Origin of the sequence: Pseudonocardia sp. Ae717_Ps2 (genome assembly GCF_001932475.1) — a bacterium.
In the GTDB taxonomy this organism is placed as follows: Bacteria; Actinomycetota; Actinomycetes; order Mycobacteriales; family Pseudonocardiaceae; genus Pseudonocardia.
Window position 1 is genome coordinate 2,436,715 of sequence record NZ_MCIS01000001.1, and the last position, 17,865, is coordinate 2,454,579.

14 protein-coding genes are annotated in these 17,865 nt (G+C 72.5%); 10 read left to right on the forward strand and 4 right to left on the reverse strand.

The annotated features are described in order from the left end of the window. Window positions 1–50 precede the first annotated feature (50 nt). On the forward strand, window positions 51–3,017 hold the full coding sequence (locus tag Ae717Ps2_RS11375; RefSeq protein WP_143510376.1) for a BTAD domain-containing putative transcriptional regulator: 2,967 nt from the start codon (window positions 51–53) through the stop codon (window positions 3,015–3,017). 137 nt (window positions 3,018–3,154) lie between these two features. On the opposite strand, the gene Ae717Ps2_RS11380 is transcribed toward Ae717Ps2_RS11375, so the two are convergent. Further along, complete coding sequence (locus Ae717Ps2_RS11380; RefSeq protein WP_139318730.1) at window positions 3,155–3,859, reverse strand: Crp/Fnr family transcriptional regulator; 705 nt, start codon at window positions 3,857–3,859, stop codon at window positions 3,155–3,157. 203 nt (window positions 3,860–4,062) lie between these two features. After that, window positions 4,063–5,565 (reverse strand): MFS transporter, encoded by a 1,503-nt coding sequence (locus Ae717Ps2_RS11385; RefSeq protein WP_075333354.1) that lies wholly within the window; start codon window positions 5,563–5,565, stop codon window positions 4,063–4,065. 97 nt (window positions 5,566–5,662) lie between these two features. Here Ae717Ps2_RS11385 and Ae717Ps2_RS11390 point away from each other — a divergent pair, with 97 nt between their 5' ends. Next, window positions 5,663–6,244 carry a TetR/AcrR family transcriptional regulator gene (locus Ae717Ps2_RS11390; protein ID WP_075306650.1) on the forward strand — a complete coding sequence of 194 codons (582 nt, stop codon included), beginning with the start codon at window positions 5,663–5,665 and terminating at the stop codon, window positions 6,242–6,244. Window positions 6,245–6,280: 36 nt separating this feature from the next. Here the strand turns inward: Ae717Ps2_RS11390 and Ae717Ps2_RS11395 are convergent, their stop codons facing one another. After that, window positions 6,281–6,946 carry a TetR/AcrR family transcriptional regulator gene (locus tag Ae717Ps2_RS11395; RefSeq protein ID WP_075333355.1) on the reverse strand — a complete coding sequence of 222 codons (666 nt, stop codon included), beginning with the start codon at window positions 6,944–6,946 and terminating at the stop codon, window positions 6,281–6,283. A gap of 76 nt (window positions 6,947–7,022) precedes the next feature. Between Ae717Ps2_RS11395 and Ae717Ps2_RS11400 the strand changes: the two genes are divergently transcribed. From Ae717Ps2_RS11400 to Ae717Ps2_RS37305, 4 genes are all read left to right on the forward strand, one after another. Next, window positions 7,023–8,162 (forward strand): NAD(P)/FAD-dependent oxidoreductase, encoded by a 1,140-nt coding sequence (locus Ae717Ps2_RS11400; RefSeq protein WP_075306648.1) that lies wholly within the window; start codon window positions 7,023–7,025, stop codon window positions 8,160–8,162. A gap of 1,049 nt (window positions 8,163–9,211) precedes the next feature. Beyond that, the gene (locus Ae717Ps2_RS11410) at window positions 9,212–9,640 is read left to right on the forward strand and encodes a hypothetical protein (RefSeq protein ID WP_139318728.1); all 429 of its coding nucleotides are present in this window, start codon (window positions 9,212–9,214) and stop codon (window positions 9,638–9,640) included. 32 nt (window positions 9,641–9,672) lie between these two features. Beyond that, window positions 9,673–9,957: a DUF1918 domain-containing protein gene (locus tag Ae717Ps2_RS40325; RefSeq protein WP_075306645.1), complete on the forward strand. Its 285-nt coding sequence runs from the start codon at window positions 9,673–9,675 to the stop codon at window positions 9,955–9,957. Between the two features lie 210 nt (window positions 9,958–10,167). Further along, entirely contained in the window at window positions 10,168–10,311 is a 144-nt protein-coding gene (locus Ae717Ps2_RS37305) for a hypothetical protein (RefSeq protein ID WP_158071485.1), read from the forward strand. A gap of 771 nt (window positions 10,312–11,082) precedes the next feature. Here the strand turns inward: Ae717Ps2_RS37305 and Ae717Ps2_RS11430 are convergent. Further along, complete coding sequence (locus tag Ae717Ps2_RS11430) at window positions 11,083–11,925, reverse strand: IS5 family transposase (RefSeq protein ID WP_075329730.1); 843 nt, start codon at window positions 11,923–11,925, stop codon at window positions 11,083–11,085. 147 nt (window positions 11,926–12,072) lie between these two features. On the opposite strand from Ae717Ps2_RS11430, the gene Ae717Ps2_RS11435 reads away from it, so the two are divergent. From Ae717Ps2_RS11435 to Ae717Ps2_RS11455, 4 genes are all read left to right on the forward strand, one after another. Beyond that, window positions 12,073–13,026: an iron-siderophore ABC transporter substrate-binding protein gene (locus Ae717Ps2_RS11435; protein ID WP_075306642.1), complete on the forward strand. Its 954-nt coding sequence runs from the start codon at window positions 12,073–12,075 to the stop codon at window positions 13,024–13,026. Between the two features lie 612 nt (window positions 13,027–13,638). Next, the gene (locus Ae717Ps2_RS11445; protein WP_075306641.1) at window positions 13,639–13,848 is read left to right on the forward strand and encodes an MbtH family protein; all 210 of its coding nucleotides are present in this window, start codon (window positions 13,639–13,641) and stop codon (window positions 13,846–13,848) included. Between the two features lie 69 nt (window positions 13,849–13,917). Beyond that, window positions 13,918–14,325: an aspartate 1-decarboxylase gene (panD, locus tag Ae717Ps2_RS11450; protein ID WP_043282205.1), complete on the forward strand. Its 408-nt coding sequence runs from the start codon at window positions 13,918–13,920 to the stop codon at window positions 14,323–14,325. Window positions 14,326–14,360: 35 nt separating this feature from the next. Then, complete coding sequence (locus Ae717Ps2_RS11455) at window positions 14,361–17,816, forward strand: non-ribosomal peptide synthetase (RefSeq protein ID WP_075333357.1); 3,456 nt, start codon at window positions 14,361–14,363, stop codon at window positions 17,814–17,816. Window positions 17,817–17,865: the final 49 nt, after the last annotated feature.

Below are 17,865 nucleotides of genomic sequence, written 5' to 3' on the forward strand. Positions count from 1 at the left end.
GTCGGTAATGCTTTCACGGCGTATCGCGGCAGTGGCCATGGGGGGCGTCCGTGCGACTGCGGGTTCTCGGCGTGCTGGACGTCCAGCGCATGACGGGTCAGGCCGTGGACCCGGGAGGGCCTCGGCTGCAGATCGTCCTCGCCTGTCTGCTGCTCGACTGTCCCGCGACGGTCTCGACCGAACGGCTGATCGACGCGGTGTGGCCGGACGCTCCGCCGGCGACGGCCCGGAGCCAGATCCAGATCTGCGTCTCGCACCTCCGGCAGCGGCTGGGGACCGCCGTGGCCCGGATCGTGACCCGACGCGCCGGCTACGCCCTCGAACCCGGCGCGGCGGAGCTGGACCGGCTGGAGTTCGAGCGCGCCGTCGACCGCGCCCGCGAGCTCGTACGGGCCGGCAGATCCAGTGAGGCGGTCACCGTCCTGCGCGGTTCCCTCGCGCTGTGGCGGGGGCCCGTCGTCCTCCCGGAGATCACCAGTCCCGCCGTCCGCGACAGGGCAGTGGCCCTGGAGGAGAGCCGCGCCGTCGTGATCGAGGAGCTGGCCGCGCTGATGCTGGCGAACGGCAGGCACTCGGAGCTGGTACCGCTGCTCAGCCGCGAGATCCTCGACTACCCGCTGCGCGAGCAGATGCGCAGCCAGCTCATGCTGGCGTTGTTCGGAGCCGGCCGGCAGGCCGACGCGCTGCGGGAGTACCGGCGTGCCCGTGACGTGTCGATCGCCGAGCTCGGCATCGAACCCGCCGAGCCGCTGCGCTCGCTGGAGGCCGCGATCCTGCGCGGCGACTCCTCGTTGCTGCAGGGCCCGTCGCCGGCCGCGCCGGCCGCGTCGGCTCCCGCGATGCTCCCGGCGGGCGTCGGTGACTTCACGGGCCGCGAGGCCGCGATCCGTCGCATGCTGGGTGTGATCCGCTCGAGTACCCGGGGCCGCAGCGCCGCCGCGGTGCTCGTTCTGTCCGGGCACGGCGGGGTCGGCAAGTCGGCACTCGCGCTGCACCTGGCGCACCGCACGGCCGACAGGTTCCCCGACGGCTGCTTCTACGCCTCGATCGGCAGCGACCCGGCCGCTACGGACCGGGCGCTCGAGCGCTTCCTGCGGGCTCTGGGGACTCCGCCCCAGCTCATCCCCGAGTCGTCGGACGAACGGCACGCGGCGTTCCACGAACGCATCGCCGGCCGGTCGGTCCTGATCGTCGTCGACGACGCGACCGTGGAGTCGCAGCTGCTCCCTCTGGTCCCCCCGGGCCCGGGGAGCGCGCTGATCGTCACGAGCAGGCGGCGACTGACCGCCCTCCCGGGCGCCACCCGCTTCGAGGTCGGAGCGTTCGCCCCTGCCGAGTCGATGGCGCTGCTGGAACGCATCCTCGGGTGCGAACGCATCGGGGCCGATCCCGAGGCCGCCCGCACCCTCGCGCGGTTCTGCGGGCACCTGCCGCTCGCGGTGCGGATCGCGGCGGCCCGGCTCGCCGCCCGTCCGCACTGGACGTTGCGCGCCATGTGCTCGCGCCTGGCCGACGACTCGATACAGCTGGACGAACTCCAGCACGGGGACATGGCGGTGCGGGGGAGTCTGCTCCTGACCTACGAGTCGCTGGCCCCCGAGGCCCGCCGACTGCTGCGGCTGCTGGCGCTGCTCGACACTCCCCGCACCGGCGGGTGGGTGTGCGCGGTGCTCCTGAGCTGCGACGGACGTACGGCGGAGAGGCATCTCGACGAGCTCGTGGAGCTGCACCTGCTCGAGATCGTCGAGGTCGGCTCGGACGATCCCCTGTCCGGTCAGTTCCGGCTGCACGAGCTGGTCCGGTTGTTCGCCCGCGAACGCGCGATGGTCGAGGAGACGCCGTCCGGTCGGGTCGAGGCCATCACCCGGGTCGTGCGGGCGTTCCTGCGGCTGGTCGAGCAGACCCATGTCCACGAGTACGGCGGGGATCTGCTGCTGCGGAGCGATGGGCTGCCGGGCGACGGGCCGCGGCCGGAGGCGGACCGCCGCGCCGCCGACCGACTGCCGGTCGAGCCACTCGCCTGGTTGCGGCGTGAACGCGCCGCCCTGGTCGCCGCCGTCTCCCAGGCATCGGCGCTCGGGCTGCACACCGAGTGCTGGTCCCTGGCCGTCACCGCGGTGGTGCTGTTCGAGGCGTACGGCTTCTACGACGAGTGGCGCTCGACCCACCTCACCGCGCTCAGCGCGGTGGTCCGGGCGGGGGACCACCGCGGCGAGGCGGCCGTCCGCTACTCGCTCGGGTCCCTCGAGCTGTTCGAGCAGCGCTACGGACGGGCGCGGGTCGACCTCGACCGGGCCGCCGAGTTGTTCGCCGACCTCGCCGACGAGTACGGCCGGGCTCTCGTGGACCGCAACCTCGCCATCCTCGATCGGCTCACCGGGGACTTCGACCGGTCGTGCCAGCGGTCCCGGGCCGCCCTGGTGGTGCTGCGGTCGCACGGTGACCGGTCCGGGGCGGCACACGTGTTGGCCAACCTGGCCCAGCTCGCGATGGACACCGGCCGGGTCGACGAGGCGCTGGCGGTCATCGAGGATGCCGCACGTGCGGTGGAGGACCTGCCCAATCGCAGGCTCGCCGCGCAGATCACCCACCGGCGCGGGCTCGTCCATCTCCGCCGCGGCGAGGGCGAGACCGCGGAGGCGTTGTTCGACCGGGTGCTCACCTTCGCCCGCGCGGTCGACGACCGGTCGGCCGCGTTGCACGGGATGGTCGGACTCGGTGAGGCGCTGGAGCTGCGGGGAGACCCGGTCGCGGCGCGCCGGTCGTTCGAACAGGCCGCCGTCCTCGCCGAGAGCCTGGGCGAGAAGCGGATGCGGGCCCACGCGCTGCTCGCGATCGGTCGCCTCGACCTGGGCCTCGGCGACCGTGCGGCGGCGGCCGCTGCTGCGGTCCAGGCACTGGACGTGATCGAGGGGGCGGGCCTGACACTGCTCGAGGACCAGTGCCGCGCCGCCCTGGCCGTGGCCCGTGGTGACGCCCCGGGAGGAGCCGCGGGGCGTACGCGACCGCCGGCCTGACCTCGGGGGCGTCCTCATCAGTCCCAGACCGTGTTGCGCGGTCGCCGTGGGGAGGTGGTGGACCTGGTGGGTGTGTGCGTCATGACCGGTCGGCTCCTTCGTGGTGGTGGTGGACCGTTCCCGGCGGTCTGTGACGGTCAGCCGGCGTCGGCGCGGGCATCGAGGTAGAAGCGCAGTGCCGCCGGACGGACCCGCAGCACGCGGCCGGTCCGGAACTCGACGGCCCCCGCCTCCTCGAACCGGCGCAGGAAGTACCCGACTCGCGACCGGGTGGTGCCGACGATGTGCGCCAGCTCCTCCTGCGTGATGCGGTCGTGGATGGTCACCCCGGTCGGCCCCGCGCGGCCCAGTCGGTGGGCCAGGTCGAGCAGGGTCACACCCAGGCGGTGCTCGCTGTCATCGGTGACGAGATGGCTGATCGAGGTCTGCTGTTCGGCGAGCCGGCCCGCCAGGTGCTGGATGAGATGCCGGTGCAGTACCCGGCCGTCGAGAGCCCGGAAGAGCGCCTCGGCGGAGAACCTCAGCATGTCCACCGGGTCCATCGCCACGGCCGTCTCGGTGCGTGCGCCGTCGAGGAGTGCGAGCTCCCCGACGACCTCCCCGGCACCGTAGATGCGGAGCAGGCACATCTTCCCCGACCGGGAGTGCACGATGGTCTTCACCCGTCCGGTGAGGACGAGGTAGATCGACTCGTCGGGGTGCTGTCCGCGGTACACGGTGCTCCCCTCGGCGAACGACGTCCGGGTGTAGGACAGCTGTCCTCTCCGGACGAGATCGCCGAGCAGGTCCGGGAACTCCGTCCGACTCGACGTCCCGATGTTCCCGGGGCGGCGGGCCGGCAACGGTTCCGCCTGACCCACCACCCTGTGCGCGAGCTCCCCCACAGCGCCTCCACGGCGTATCGGACTCCTGCCCGGTTTGGGCGGTGAGTTCGGTACGTCCGACCGTAGGTGTGTGGTCTATCAGGGCCCTATCGAGCTGGATGTCCGATACGGCGGCGGCAGCGGTGATCGGGGCGGGTCGCCCGATCACCGCGCCGAGCCGGTCAGCTCCTGGTGCGCAGACCCAGCACGATCGCCACCGCCATGACGGCGGACAGCACCGCGCTGACCAGGCCGATCGTCGACAGCGACGAGGTGAACGCCTGGGTGCCCGCCGCGACCAGCTCTCCGGCCTCCGTGCCGGGGAGCCGGCCGGCGGCCTCCACGGTGCCGGCGAAGGTGTCGGCACCTCCCGCCTCTGCTCCGACAGGGGATCCCGCGAGCTGGGTGCGGTAGATGAACGTGCCGAGCGCGCCGAGCACCGCGACGCCCAGTGCCATGCCCAGCTCGGTCGCGGTCTCGGAGACGGCGGCCGCCGAGCCGGCCTTCTCCGGCGGGGAGGAGCCGACGATCAGGTCGGTGCCCAGGGCGATCAGCGGGCCGCCACCGGCGTAGGTCAGGCTGAATCCGACCACCGCCACCCACAGTCCGGTCTCCGGGCCGACCGTTGCGAGCATCAGGTGTCCGACGATGGAGATCAGGAGACCGCCGGCGACGATGTGGGCCGGCGCGAAGCGTTCGGCCAGGGCCGGAGCGGCCATCGAGGTCACGATCAGCCCGAGCGCCGCGGGCAGCAGCCAGAGGCCGGCCGCCATGGGGGACTGTCCCTGTGCCAGCTGCAGGTACTGGGTCACGTAGAGGTAGGTGCCGCCGGCGACGAACATCGCCAGCAGCATGGCCACGGCGGCGGTGCTGAAGGCCCGGCTCCGGAACAGGGTGAGGTCGATCAGCGGGGTCGTCAGGCGCCGCTGCCGGCGGGCGAAGACGACGCCGAGTGCCAGACCGGCGACGATCGCCACTGCGGCGATGCCGGCGTTGCCGCCCACCGCGAGCTCCTTGAGGCCGTAGACGACGGGCATGATCGCGCCGAGGGACAGGGCGACGCTCGCCAGATCGATCGGGTCGGCCTGTTCGGCGCGGTACTCCGGCAGCAGGAGCGGTCCGGCGACGAGCAGCAGCGCCATGACCGGCACCGCGATCAGGAAGACCGAGCCCCACCAGAAGACCTGCAGCAGCGCGCCGCCGATCACCGGACCGAGCGCGATCCCGACCGAGAACATGGTGACCCACAGCCCGATCGCCATGCCGCGCTGGCGTGGGTCGCCGAACATTGCGCTGATCAGCGACAGGGTCGAGGGCATCAGGGTCGCGCCGGCGATCCCCAGAGCGGCCCGGCTGACCAGGAGAGCCTCCGGGCTGGTCGCCAGCGCGGCCACGATCGATGCGACGCCGAAGGCGGCCGCGCCGATCAGGAGCAGCTTCCGCCGCCCGATGCGGTCGCCGAGGCTGCCCATCGTGACCAGCAGGCCCGCGATCATGAAGCCGTAGATGTCGATGATCCACAGCATCTGCTGTGCGGTGGCGCCGAGATCCAGGGTGATCGCGGGACCGGCCAGGTGCAGGACGCTGACGTCCATCGAGACGAGGAGGGTGGGAAGTGCCAGTACCGCGAGGCCGAGCCATTCGCGGGTACCGGCGCGCTGCTCGCGAGGCGCGACGGTGGTCATGACGGGACTCCTTGGTCGAAGTTGGCGTACCATCGGTACGTACAAGGGGACCGTAGCACGTTCACATACCGTCGGTACATGAAATCGGGGAGGGTCGATGACCGGAGTGCGGGTCCGGCAACGGGAGCAGACGCGCCAGGCGCTGATCCAGGAGGCGCGGACGTTGTTCGCCCAGCGTGGCTACGGCGCGGTCGGGCTGGCCGAGATCGTGGCCGCCGCCGGTGTCACCAAGGGGGCCCTCTACCACAGCTTCGACGGCAAGATCGGCCTGTTCCGCGAGGTCCTCGCGCAGGTCCAGTCGGAGGTCGCCGAGCGGGTGGCCACGTCGGTGTCCGACGACGCGGACTCCTGGGTCTCCTTCGTCGAGGGGTGCCGGGCGTTCCTGTCGGTGTCGAACGACCCCGAGCTGTCCCGGATCATGCTGATCGACGGGCCCGCGGTCCTGGGATGGGCGGAGTGGCGGCGGCTGGACGAACAGACCTCCGCGCGGCATCTGGCGGAGTCGCTGCAGCAACTCGTCGATGACGGGGTGATCGCGGCGCAGCCGGTCGAGCCGCTGACCAGGCTGTTGTCCGGTGCGATGAACGAGGCTGCCCTGTGGCTGGCCGAGGCGCGGGGGACGGTGGACAGCGAGGCAGTCTGGGCAGCGTTCCACGGCCTGCTCTGCTCGCTCCGCTGACGGCGGCCCGCCGACCGGCGGCCCTGGGTCGTCCGCTCAGGGGAGCCGGGTGAGCCCGGCGAGGATGAGGTCGATCCCGGCGAGGAGCTCGGCCCGGTCGTCGTGATCGCGCATCCGTCCCGCGACCGTGCGGGTGAACGCGTACTGCTCGCCGTCGAGCTCCTCCCACCGTACGGCCAGCCGGTCGAGGAACTCCTGGCGCCCGAGAGCGGCCTCGGGGGAGCGGGCGTTCCTTGCCTGCTGACTACCGGCGCCGATGATGTGCACCAGCAGTGCGGACGTCGCGGTGAACTGGGCGTCGGACGGCACTTCCAGTGCCTGGACCTGGCGACCGATCAGCTCGAACACGACTAGGGCCGTCGCGTCCCACGGCGGCCTCGCCAGCTGGGCGCCGACCCAGGGGTGCGCCTCGATCGCATCGAACACGCCGAGGGCCACCGCGCGGATCGCGGCTTGCGGCGAGCCGGCCGGGTCAGCGCGTCCGAGCGCGCGGGACACGACCATCTCGGTCGCGGCGACGAGCAGCTCGTCCTTGGTCGCCACGTGCCACTGGATCGCGCCGTGTCCGGTCTCCAGCTTCGCGGCGAGTGCCCGGAAGGTCAGACCGTCCTCGCCCACGGTGTCGAGCAGCTGGGCGGCCGCCTCGACGACGCGCTGCCGGGTCAGCGTTTTCCGCTCCGCGCGGCGCGACGTCCTGGGCACGACTCATATTGACACGGATGGTACGTCGTACCAATCTGGTACGACGTGCCATCCGCACACCGTCGGGAGAGCTGTCATGGCCGGATCGGTCACCATCGTCGGAGCGGGTCTCGGAGGGCTCGTCCTCGCTCGCGTCCTTCACGTCCGCGGTGTCGGTGCCACGGTCTACGAGGCGGAGAGCTCGCCGCAGGCCCGCACACAGGGCGGTCAGCTCGACCTGCACCAGTACAACGGGCAACCCGCCCTGGCGGCCGCCGGTCTGACCGCACAGTTCGAGGGGATCATCCACCGTGGCGGCGAGGCCACCCGCGTTCTGACGGCCGACGGCACCGTCCTGCTCGACGAGCCCGACGAGGGCATCGGAGGCCGTCCGGAGGTCCTGCGTGGCGACCTCCGCCGGATCCTGCTCGAGTCGCTTCCCGAGGGCACTGTCCGATGGGGGCACCGGCTCGCCGGGGTCGCTCCCGCGGGCGACGGGCGGCACACGCTGCGCTTCGACAACGGCGCCACCGTGACCACCGACGTGCTCGTCGGCGCCGACGGCGCCTGGTCGAGGATCCGGCCGCTGCTCAGTGACGCGACCCCGGAGTACGCCGGTATCTCGTTCGTCGAGACTTCGCTGCACGATGCCGACGTACGGCACCCGGACGCGGCCGCGGCGGTCGGGGACGGGGCGCTGTTCGCGCTCGCGCCGGGCCGCGGGGTGCTGGCCCACCGCGAGCCCGGAGGTGTCCTGCACGCCTACATTGCCCTGGTCGAACCGCGGGGCTGGTTCCGTGAGATCGAGGGCGCGGACGCCGCCATGACGACGGCACGCGTCGCCGCCGAGTTCGGAGGCTGGTCTCCCGCGCTCACTGCTCTGATCACCGATGGCGACACCGTTCCCGTGCTGCGCCCCATCCATGTCCTGCCCATCGGGCACCGCTGGGACCGCGTGCCCGGGGTGACCCTGCTCGGGGATGCCGCGCACGTTATGTCGCCGTTCGCCGGGGAAGGCGTCAACCTCGCCATGTTCGACGGCGCCGAACTCGGCCGAGTCATCGCCGAGCACCCCGACGACATCGAGGCCGCGTTCGCCTCCTACGAGACGGCCCTGTTCGCGCGGAGCGCGCAGTTCGCGGCCGAGTCCCACCGCAACCTCGGACTGCTCTTCGACGAGCACACTCCCGCCGGCTTGCTCGCCCTCATGTCGGGCGACGAGCTGGACCACCACTGAGTCGGTCGGTTGCACCGTCACCGACGACGCGACCACCAGGTGGTCCGACGACTCCGGGAGACACCATCGACGAGAGGGTCCGTGCCCTCCTGCTGGCGCCCCATTCCGCTCACGTGCCCACCGCCCGCGCTGACGGCAGCGCCCCGGTTACCCCGACCCGGGTCGACTGGCAGGACGGTGATGTCCTACTGAACAGCACACCCCGACAGGCCTGGGTCCGGAACCTGGTGCGTGACGCGCGGGTCACGCTCGGGGTCTCGGCGAGCGACAACCCCCACGAATGCGTGACCGACCGTCCGCGGGCATGTCGTCGATGTCACCGCCGACGGTGCCGAAGTGCATTTCGCACGGCTCTTTCAGTACCAGCGTGACCGCGCGATGCCGTCGAGCCCCGACGTCGGTGAGCCCGACCCGCAGGACCCCGACCGCAGGAGGCTCGTCAGAATCGCCGTCGAGTCGACCCGCCAACAGTGGCAGCCCGGCCCCGGCGCGGCCGAGGAGTACGACGCCTGCCTCGCCTCGATCGCGAGCCCATCAGGTGAGACCTCGGCCGAGGCGCGCGGCGACGGCCCGACGACCGTTCGCGAGATCCTGGTCGCGGGTGTGACGACGGAGGCCGCACCTCCGGCATGCTCTCGGCGCAGCCGGGTAGTCCGCTCGCCATGACCCACGATCGTCGCCGCCCCGGGTCCGGCTCCGCGCTCGATCCCTCCGGTGCGGGTGTGCGCCCCCCCCCGGCGCGGCCGGGCGGGATCCGGTGGATCACGTGATCGCGCGTCGAGCCGTCGTCCGCCGACCGCGTGGAGGAACGGGGCCGCGTGCGATGTGCGGATTCCGGTTCCTGGCAGATGTTCAGCGCGATCGTCTGTTTCCTCCGACGTCGGCCCCGCCAGGAATAGGGCCGTTGTCGGAATCGGTTCCTATAAATCGAGATGGCGGTGTGAGAACGCCGTTCGATCGGTTCCGCGAGGGCCGGGGTGCCGCGCGGACATCGCCGGAACAGGGGTGCGAGAAGGAGGGGTTTCGTGATGGGAGTTGAACGGATCAGAGTGGACTCCCCACATCCGGACGTGTACCGGATCCGGGTGTGGGGCTTCCTGGACACCACAGCGGGTGCGCGGATCCTGCGCCAGGTCGACGCCCGCCTCGCCCTGCTCGACGACGCCCGTGTGCGGGCCGGGCACATCCTGGCCGACCTGGCCGGGGTCGCGGCTGCGACCTCGCCGGGGCTGTCCGCTCTGCGCCACGCCACCTACGCGACCGCGCGCCGCGGGGTGGGTTTCCACCTCGTCGGTGCGGGGCACCTCGCGGCACGGGCCGGGGTGCGGGCCCACGCCGTGCTGGAGCGGATCGGGCAGTTCCCCGATCTGCCGGCTGCACTGGACGCGCTGGTCACGGCCCCGGACCATCGCGACGGGGGCCGGTCACCGCGCCCGAGCCGGGGCGTCGCGTCACCGAGCCCCCGGTCCCGAGGGTGAGCACCGCAGGAAAAGGAGGAAGGTGGAGAACGATGCAGGCAGTCGTGGGCGACCACATCGTCGTCGAGTCCGCCACGCTGGGGCGAACCGCCCGACTCGGTGAGGTGCTCGGCGTGCTGGGACGGAACGGGGAGCCGCCGTACCGGGTCCGGTGGGCCGATGGGGCGGAGTCGCTCTACAGCCCCGGCGCCGACGCCCGGGTGCGGCTCGTCGCGCCCGAGCCCCACCCGGAGGAAACCGTGATCGGGGAGGGCGACGTCGAGTGGGTGGAACCGGTTCGCGACGACGGTTCTCCGGTGTCGGATCCGCGTCCTTGACAACCGCCGTGGAGTGTCTTATTAGTGGAGATGTCCGAGAGATCGGACACCGCACGACAACCGACCGAGTGTGAGCGACGGTTCCTCCGAGCAGGCCGGGAATGGCAGGCCGAAGTGAGCCCGGGCGACAGATATGGTGACGTCGTCCGTGCCGTGCCCCGTTTCCCGGTGTGCGTGGAACAGGTCGGAAAGGGAGGTGAGAACCTGGTGATGCGGGCCAATCCGTTCCGTGCGCTGGACCGGTTCCTCGACCCGGACGCCAGACCGTTCGTCCCGGCGGCCCCGGGTTGGCCGACGCACGTCGCGATCGGGTCGACGATCGCGGACGACAGCTCCTGGCCCGGTCCTCGCTGACGCGGCGGTCCGCCGAGGCCGCGGCCCCCGAGCAGCCACCGAACGGCCACGGAGTCGCCACGGAACGGCCACGACGACAGGTTCGGAAGGGGATGGCAGCCACCTCGAGACTTCTGATCATCGACCGACCATCACTCGAACCGCACGGTGGAGTCGCCCACGGGTCGGGCACCGTCCCCGGTGCTCCGACCGGGGCGACTCCGCTCCTCGACCCTCGTGAGGTGATGACGATGCTGGACGCCCCGTGTGCAGCGCCCTCGGGTGTTCCGGCCCGAGCCGACACGGCCCCCGTCGTCGAGATGCCGCTCGACGGCCGTACCTCACCCGACTGCGGGGTCACCGCCCACGTCGAGACCGGGCCCGACACCGACGCCGCGTTCTTCGCCATCGTCGCCGCGTCCGGTCCGTGGCCCGAAGCCCGGCCTCGGACCGCCCGCCGTCGCACGATCCGGCGTCCTCGCACCGACACCGCCACCGCCACCGAGGACACGCCCGACCGCGCCGGACCGGGACGCGCCGGACCGGGAACGCGACCAACGCGGCACGACGCCGGGCGCCGAAGAGTGCGCCCCGACCAACGCTCGCCTCCGACCGCATGAGCAGGGGCCCCGGGCCGTCACGGCCCGGGGCCCCTGATCGTGCGCGTCGGTCCTCATCGGACCGTCGTGACTGTGCGGTACCGCACCGATACCGCGACCGATCTTCCGCGGACGAGTACCTCCTGCGTAACTTACGAGGTATGCCTAAGAGGTCGCGCGGATTGATGGATGATCATGGGCGGCGGTGTGGTCGGCTGTCCCAGCGGTGCGTGGTCCAGGCCTGCCGGATCAGGCTACGGAGTGTGATGATGGTGTCGGCGAGGTCGAAGAACGCGTCGACGACGGTTTCGCGGCGTTCGTAGCAGCGCTGCAGCCGGTTGAAGCTGTTGTGCCAGGCGTTGGTGCGCTCGATGTGCCAGCGTTGGGTGGCCTGGATCGGTGCTTTCTCGCCCTTGCGCGCGATCTCGCTGTGCAGGCCCCGTTCGGTGAGTGTGTCGCGGGTCTTACCGGAGTCATAGCCGGCGTCGAGGTGCACGGTGATGTCGTCGGGCAGCGGGCCGAGAGCGTCGAGGTGGTCGAGAGTGGGGCCCAGTAGCGGGGAGTCGTGGCGGTGTGCCCCGGCCAGGACCCGGCCCAGTGGGATGCCATGGCCCTCGACGAGCACCGATCGCTTCATGCCCTGTTTACGCCGGTCAACCGGTGACGGTCCGGCGACCTCACCGCCGCCGGGGGCCTTGGTGATGGCGCCGTCGACGGCAACGTCGTCAAGCAACAGGCCGACGATGCGGTCGTAGGCGTCCAGGGCGATCCGGCGTAGCTGGGCGAAGACCCCGAGCCGGATCCACTCGTCACGGCGATCGCGGATGGTGGTCGCCGAGCAGGTGCTGTCGGAGACGCCCTGATACGGGCAGCCGAACCGCAGCACCTGCAGGAGCTTGTCGAACACGACCCGATCCGCGATCCGGCGGCGGTGACAGCCCCACGGATGAGTGGGATCGAACTCGACCCGGGGCGGCAGCAGCGCGGCGAACTGGTCCCACAACGGCTCGGTCAACCATGATGGCAGGGCGGGCACGCGGCCTCCAGACGATCACGAAGAGTCAACAACTTCATGATCGACAGGCCCGTGCCCGCCCCTCACCATCGACACCCGGCCGCGACCCAGCTGTGATCAATCCGCGCGACCTCTAAGTTAAGTCGCCGAGGACTCCTCGGTGCCGCCGTGTGCGGCGCGCTGCTGTTCGGAACCGTCGCCTGCGGCAGTGAGTCCTCCGGTGCCCCCGACACCGCCCAGGGCTCGGTCACGGTCACCCACGCACTGGGCACCACGACCGTGCCGCCCGGTGTCTCACGGATCGTGGCGCTCGGGCCCACCGGGTTCGACGTCGCACTGGCGCTGCAGGCGCCCGTCGTCGGAGCGTCCTCCAGCGGCAGCGAGTCCGGTCTCTCCCCGTGGACGTCGCAGGCCCCGGGTGCCAAGGACGTCGAGGTGCTCCCCGTGACCGGCGAGGCCACCGAGGTGAACATCGAGCAGGTCGCCGCCCTGAAGCCGGACCTGATCTTCGCCCCTGGCTACTTCGCGCTGCAGAAGTCCTACCAGCAGCTCAGTGCGATCGCGCCGACGATCGGCTACCAGAAGGGCCCGGCCCAGGACACCTGGCAGGAGATGACGACGCAGCTCGCGACTGCGCTCGGCCGGCCGGCCGACGCCGAGCGGGTCATCGGCCAGGTGCAGACGAAGCTCGACGAGACGCGGGCCGCGCACCCGGCGCTGCAGGGTGCCACCTACACCTTCGGCTTCGTGCAGCCCGGTGCGGTGACCGCCCTGCGCGACCCGGACGACGCGATGAACTCGGTGCCCGCGGCGCTGGGGCTCTCGCTGTCGCCGCAGATCCTCGCCCTGCCGAAGGGGGAGTCGTTCGGGGTGCAGCTCTCCTCCGAGCAGATCGCCTCGCTCGACGCGGACGCCCTCGTCCTGTTCGACGGCGGTGACGCGGAGGCACTCAGGACCCTCCAGCAGAACCCGCTGTACGAGCGGCTGCCGGTGGTGCAGCGCGGCGCGGTCGTGACCTACGACTACGACGAGTTCATCGGGCTGCGCAACCCGTCCCCGCTGTCGATCCCGTGGATCGTCGACCGGATCGCCCCGCGTCTGTCGGACGCCGTGTCCAAGTAGTCCCTCGTCCTCCACTGCGGCCGGCTCCGGCATCCCCGGTGCCGGCCGCAGTCGTGTGCGGAGGGTTGATCCCCGGGGCCGGGGCCTCCGTCGAACGGGCCGAGGAGGCCCGGGACGTCACACCAGGACGCAGTAACGCCAACGCGCGACGAGATCAGTCAAACGAGTGACGCTGGCCTCCTCACGCTACTCCGACCTGGCGTTTCGGTCGGTGTGGGTGTTCTGCGTGATGTCACTCTCTAGGCGGGATGTTGATCGATGTGATGAAGTTAGGCTCGCCTTAGAGAAGTGCAGCCGACCATGTGCAAGGGACAGTGATGGCCGACCCCGCGAGGGTGCGAAGCGGTGGCGGTCGGACGACCGGCTGCCTCGCCGAGTGTCGGAGCGCGGTCGGGCGGCACCACGGCAGGCTCACCGAGGGCACCACGACGGGGAGCGCGAGCCTCGGGAGCCCGGTCGCTCTCCGTGGGACCCGCAGCCCTCGACCGTCGACCCGGGACGGCCACGACCAGCTCGAGCGGCCGGTGTCCGGCGGCACCGAGCGGTCCGGCCCGTGTCCCGCCGGTCGCGCCGCGCGCTGATCCGACCCGACCGACGACAGAGGAGACAGCCATGTCCGTCAACCCGTTCGACGACGAGACCGGGACGTTCTACGCCCTGGTCAACGACGAGGGTCAGTACTCCCTGTGGCCCGGGTTCGCCGCCGTCCCCGCGGGCTGGCAGGTCACGCACGGTCCGGCCGACCGCGCGTCCTGCCTCGCGCACGTCGAGCAGCACTGGACCGACCTGCGACCGCGCAGCCTGGCCGACCGCACCGGCTGACCCGCTCCACCCCTCACCCCCGAAACGGAAGGAACCCCCATGTCCGGCGTCGCCGATGTCGTCCCGCAGGTGTACCGCACGCTGCTCAGCGGCAAGATCCACCGCGCCACGGTCACCCAGGCCGACCTGCACTACGTCGGTTCGCTCACCGTCGACGAGGACCTCATGGACGCGGCCGGGCTGGTCGAGGGCGAGAAGGTCCAGGTCCTCGACATCGACAACGGCAACCGCCTCGAGACCTACGTCATCACCGGTGAGCGCGGTACCGGCGTGATCGGTGTCAACGGGGCCGCGGCACACCTCGTGCACCCCGGCGACCTCACGATCATCGTCGCCTACCAGCAGGTCCCGCAGTCCGCTGTCGCCGACCACGTGCCGCGGGTCGTCCACGTCGACGCCCACAACCGGATCGTCGAGCTCGACACCGACCCCGCCGCTCCGGTGCCCGGAGCCCTCGACCAGTTCGCCGGTCGCTGAGCGTCCGCAACCACCGCGCAGGAGGAACCACCCCGATGAGCCCCGTGTCCACCGACGAACTCCGTGAGCTGATCGCCGACCTGGTCGACGAGGAGCCCGCGGACGTCGGCGACGACGACGACCTGTTCGAGCTCGGCCTGCAGTCCATCGCGCTCATGCGCCTGGTCTCGCGCTGGCGCGACGAGGGGCTCGACGTGGGGTTCGGCGACCTCGCCGCCCGCCCGACCGTCGCGGCGTGGGCCGCGCTCCTGGCCCGCCGTCCCGACGCCGCCCCGGCGACGGACGGCACCGACGAGCAGCCCACCGACGCGGGCCGGCCCGCCGCGACCGACGAGTCCGCCGAGTTCGGGCTGGCCCTGCTCCAGCACGCGTACTGGGCCGGCCGCGACCCGGCCCAGCCCCTGGGCGGGGTGGCCCCGCACCTGTACCTGGAGTTCGACGGGCCCGGTCTCGACCCCGACCGGCTGGCCGCGGCCGTGCGCCGGCTCGTCGACCGGCACCCGATGCTGCGCGCCCGCATCACCGACAACGGCCGCCAGGAGATCCTGCCCGCCGACGGCCAGGGCACGCCCGTCGTGCACGACCTGCGTGCGGTGTCCGACACCGAGCGCGAGCAGCGGCTGGCCGCGACCCGGGACGCGATGTCGCACGAGATGCTCGCGATCGAGCGGGGCGAGGTCTTCCGGGTCGCGGTGAGCCTGCTGCCCGACGGAGCCCGGCTGCACGTCGACGTCGACATGGTCGCCGCGGACGCCGTCAGCTTCCGGGTGCTGCTCGCCGACCTGGCCCACTGCTACGCCCACCGCCTCGACGCGCCCGAGACCGAACCGATCGGCGTCACCTACCGGGAGTACCTGCAGGCCAGGCCGGCTGCACGCCGGGCGGTGTCCGACGCCGCCCGTGCCTACTGGGAGACCCGGGCCGCCGACCTGCCCGGGGCGCCCGAGCTGCCCGTGGTGGAACACGGCACCGGTCGGCCGCGCGCCCAGCGGCTCGCGTTCACCCTGGCCGGCGACGAGCGGGACGCGGTCTTCGCCGCGTGCCGCCGCCACGGTCTGACCGCGGCCGCCGTCATCGCCACCGCCTACGCCGAGGTGATCGGCGCGTGGAGCGCGCAGCCACGGTTCGTGGTGAACGTCCCGCTGTTCGACCGCGACCCGGTGCACCCCGAGATCGACCGGGTCGTCGGTGACTTCACCGGCTCGGTCCTGCTCGAGGTCGACCTGACCACGCCCGCGACGTTCCTGGAACGGGCACGGGCCGTCCAGCACCGGCTGCACTCCGACGCCGAGCACGCCGCCTTCTCCGGTGTGGAGGTGCTGCGCGAGCTCGGCCGCCGCGCGGGCGAGCAGGTACTCGCACCGGTGGTCTTCACCAGCGGGCTGAACCTCGGCGAGCTGTTCGACGAGCAGGCGCGGGCGCTGTTCGGCGACCCGGTGTGGATGATCTCGCAGGGGCCGCAGGTCCTGCTCGACGCGCAGATCACCGAGGTCGGCGGGCAGATCCTGGTCAACTGGGACGTCCGCGCCGACCTGCTGCCCGACGGCGTCGGCGAGGCCATGTTCGCCGCGTTCAGCCGGCTCGTGCGCGGTCTGGGCGAGGAGCGGACCTGGTCCGTGCCCGTCCCGGCGCTGCTGCCCGCCGACCAGCTCGCCGTGCGGGAGCGCGTCAACACCACCGCCGAGCTGCCGCCGGCGCGACCGCTGCACCACGACTTCTTCGCCAGCGCCGTCGCCAGCGGGGACGCCCCCGCCGTCGTCGCCGACTCCGGGGTGCTGGGCCACGCCGAGCTGGCCGACCGGGCACTGCGGGTCGCGGCCGGGCTGCGCGAGCGCGGGGTCGCGCCGGGCGAGCCGGTCGCGGTGACGCTGCCGCGCGGACCGGAGCAGGTCGTCGCGGTGCTCGGTGTGCTCGCCGCGGGCGGCACCTACGTGCCGCTGGGCGTGGAGCAGCCCCCCGCCAGGGTCGAGCGGATCCGGGCGGTGTCCGGGCACCGGTGGGCGATCACCGCCGAGCCGGGGGAGGACCGGGTGACGCTCACCGAGCTCATGGCCCACTCGCCGCTGCCCGAGGCGGCCGGCCCGGACCCGGAACAGGCCGCCTACCTGCTGTTCACCTCCGGCTCCACCGGCGAGCCCAAGGGAGTCGAGGTCCCGCACCGCGCCGCCGTCGCCACCCTCGACGACCTCGTCCGCCGCTACCGGATCGGGAGCGGCGACCGGACGCTCACGGTCTCCGCACTCGACTTCGACCTGTCGGTGTTCGACCTGTTCGCGGTGCTCGGCACCGGCGGTGCCGCCGTCGTCGTGCCCGAGGGCGCCCAGCGCGACCCCGACCACTGGGCGCGCGCGATCCGCGAGCACGGCGTCACGATCCTCAACTGCGTGCCGGCGCTGCTCGACGCGCTGCTGGCCACCGGGCACGACCTCGGCGACACCCTGCGCCAGGTCCTGCTCGGCGGCGACCGGGTGGGCACCGACCTGCCGGGCCGGCTGCGCGAGCGGGTGCCCGGCTGCGGCTTCGCCGGGCTCGGCGGCACGACCGAGACCGCGATCCACTCCACCGTCACCGAGGTCGGCGACGGCCCCGGTGCCGTCGACCCGGACTGGCGGTGCGTTCCCTACGGCACCCCGCTCGACGGGGTCGCGCTGCGCGTCGTCGACCACCTCGGCCGCGACGCACCCGACCACGTTCCCGGCGAACTGTGGATCGGCGGCGCCGGGGTGGCGCACGGCTACCGCGGCGACCCGGACCGCACCGCGGACCGCTTCCTGACGCTCGACGGGCGCCGCTGGTACCGCACCGGGGACCTCGCCCGCTACCGATCCGACGGCACCGTCGAGTTCCTCGGCCGTCGCGACGACCAGGTCAAGCTCAACGGTTTCCGGGTCGAGCTGGGGGAGGTCGAGGCCGCCACCGCCGCCGTCGACGGGGTGGCCCGCGCGGTCGCCGTCGTCGTCGGCGACGCGGTGCTCGCGGTCGCCGTGCACGGCACCGCCGACCCCGACACCGTCGCGGCCGCGCTCCCGGACGCGCTGCCGCCGCACATGGTCCCGCGGGCGGTCGTCGCGCTGGACCGGATGCCGCTGACCGCGAACGGCAAGATCGACCGCCGGGCCGTGCGGGCCGCCGTCGCCGAGCGGGTGGCCGACGGCGGCGACCGGGTCGAGCCCGACTTCGCCCTGGAACGGGTGGTGGCCCGGGTGTGGGCGCAGGTGCTCGAGCACGACGGCCCGGTGGGCGTCGAGACCCCGCTGTTCGCCCTCGGCGGGGACTCGGTCCTGGTCACGGTGATCGTCTCCCAGCTGCGGGAGCTGCTCGACACCGACGCCGTCTCCGCACGCACGGTCTTCGCCCACCCGACGGTCCGCGAGCTGTGCCGGGCCCTGCGCGCGCAGGAGCCCGAACGTCTCGACGCCGTCGCCGAGGTCGTCGACGAGATCGAGTCGCTCGCCGAGGACGAGGTCGACCGGGCGCTGGCCGACCGGTGAGCGGTCCTCCGCACGGCTGAGCCCCGCCGCCGCGCAGCGCCCGGACCGT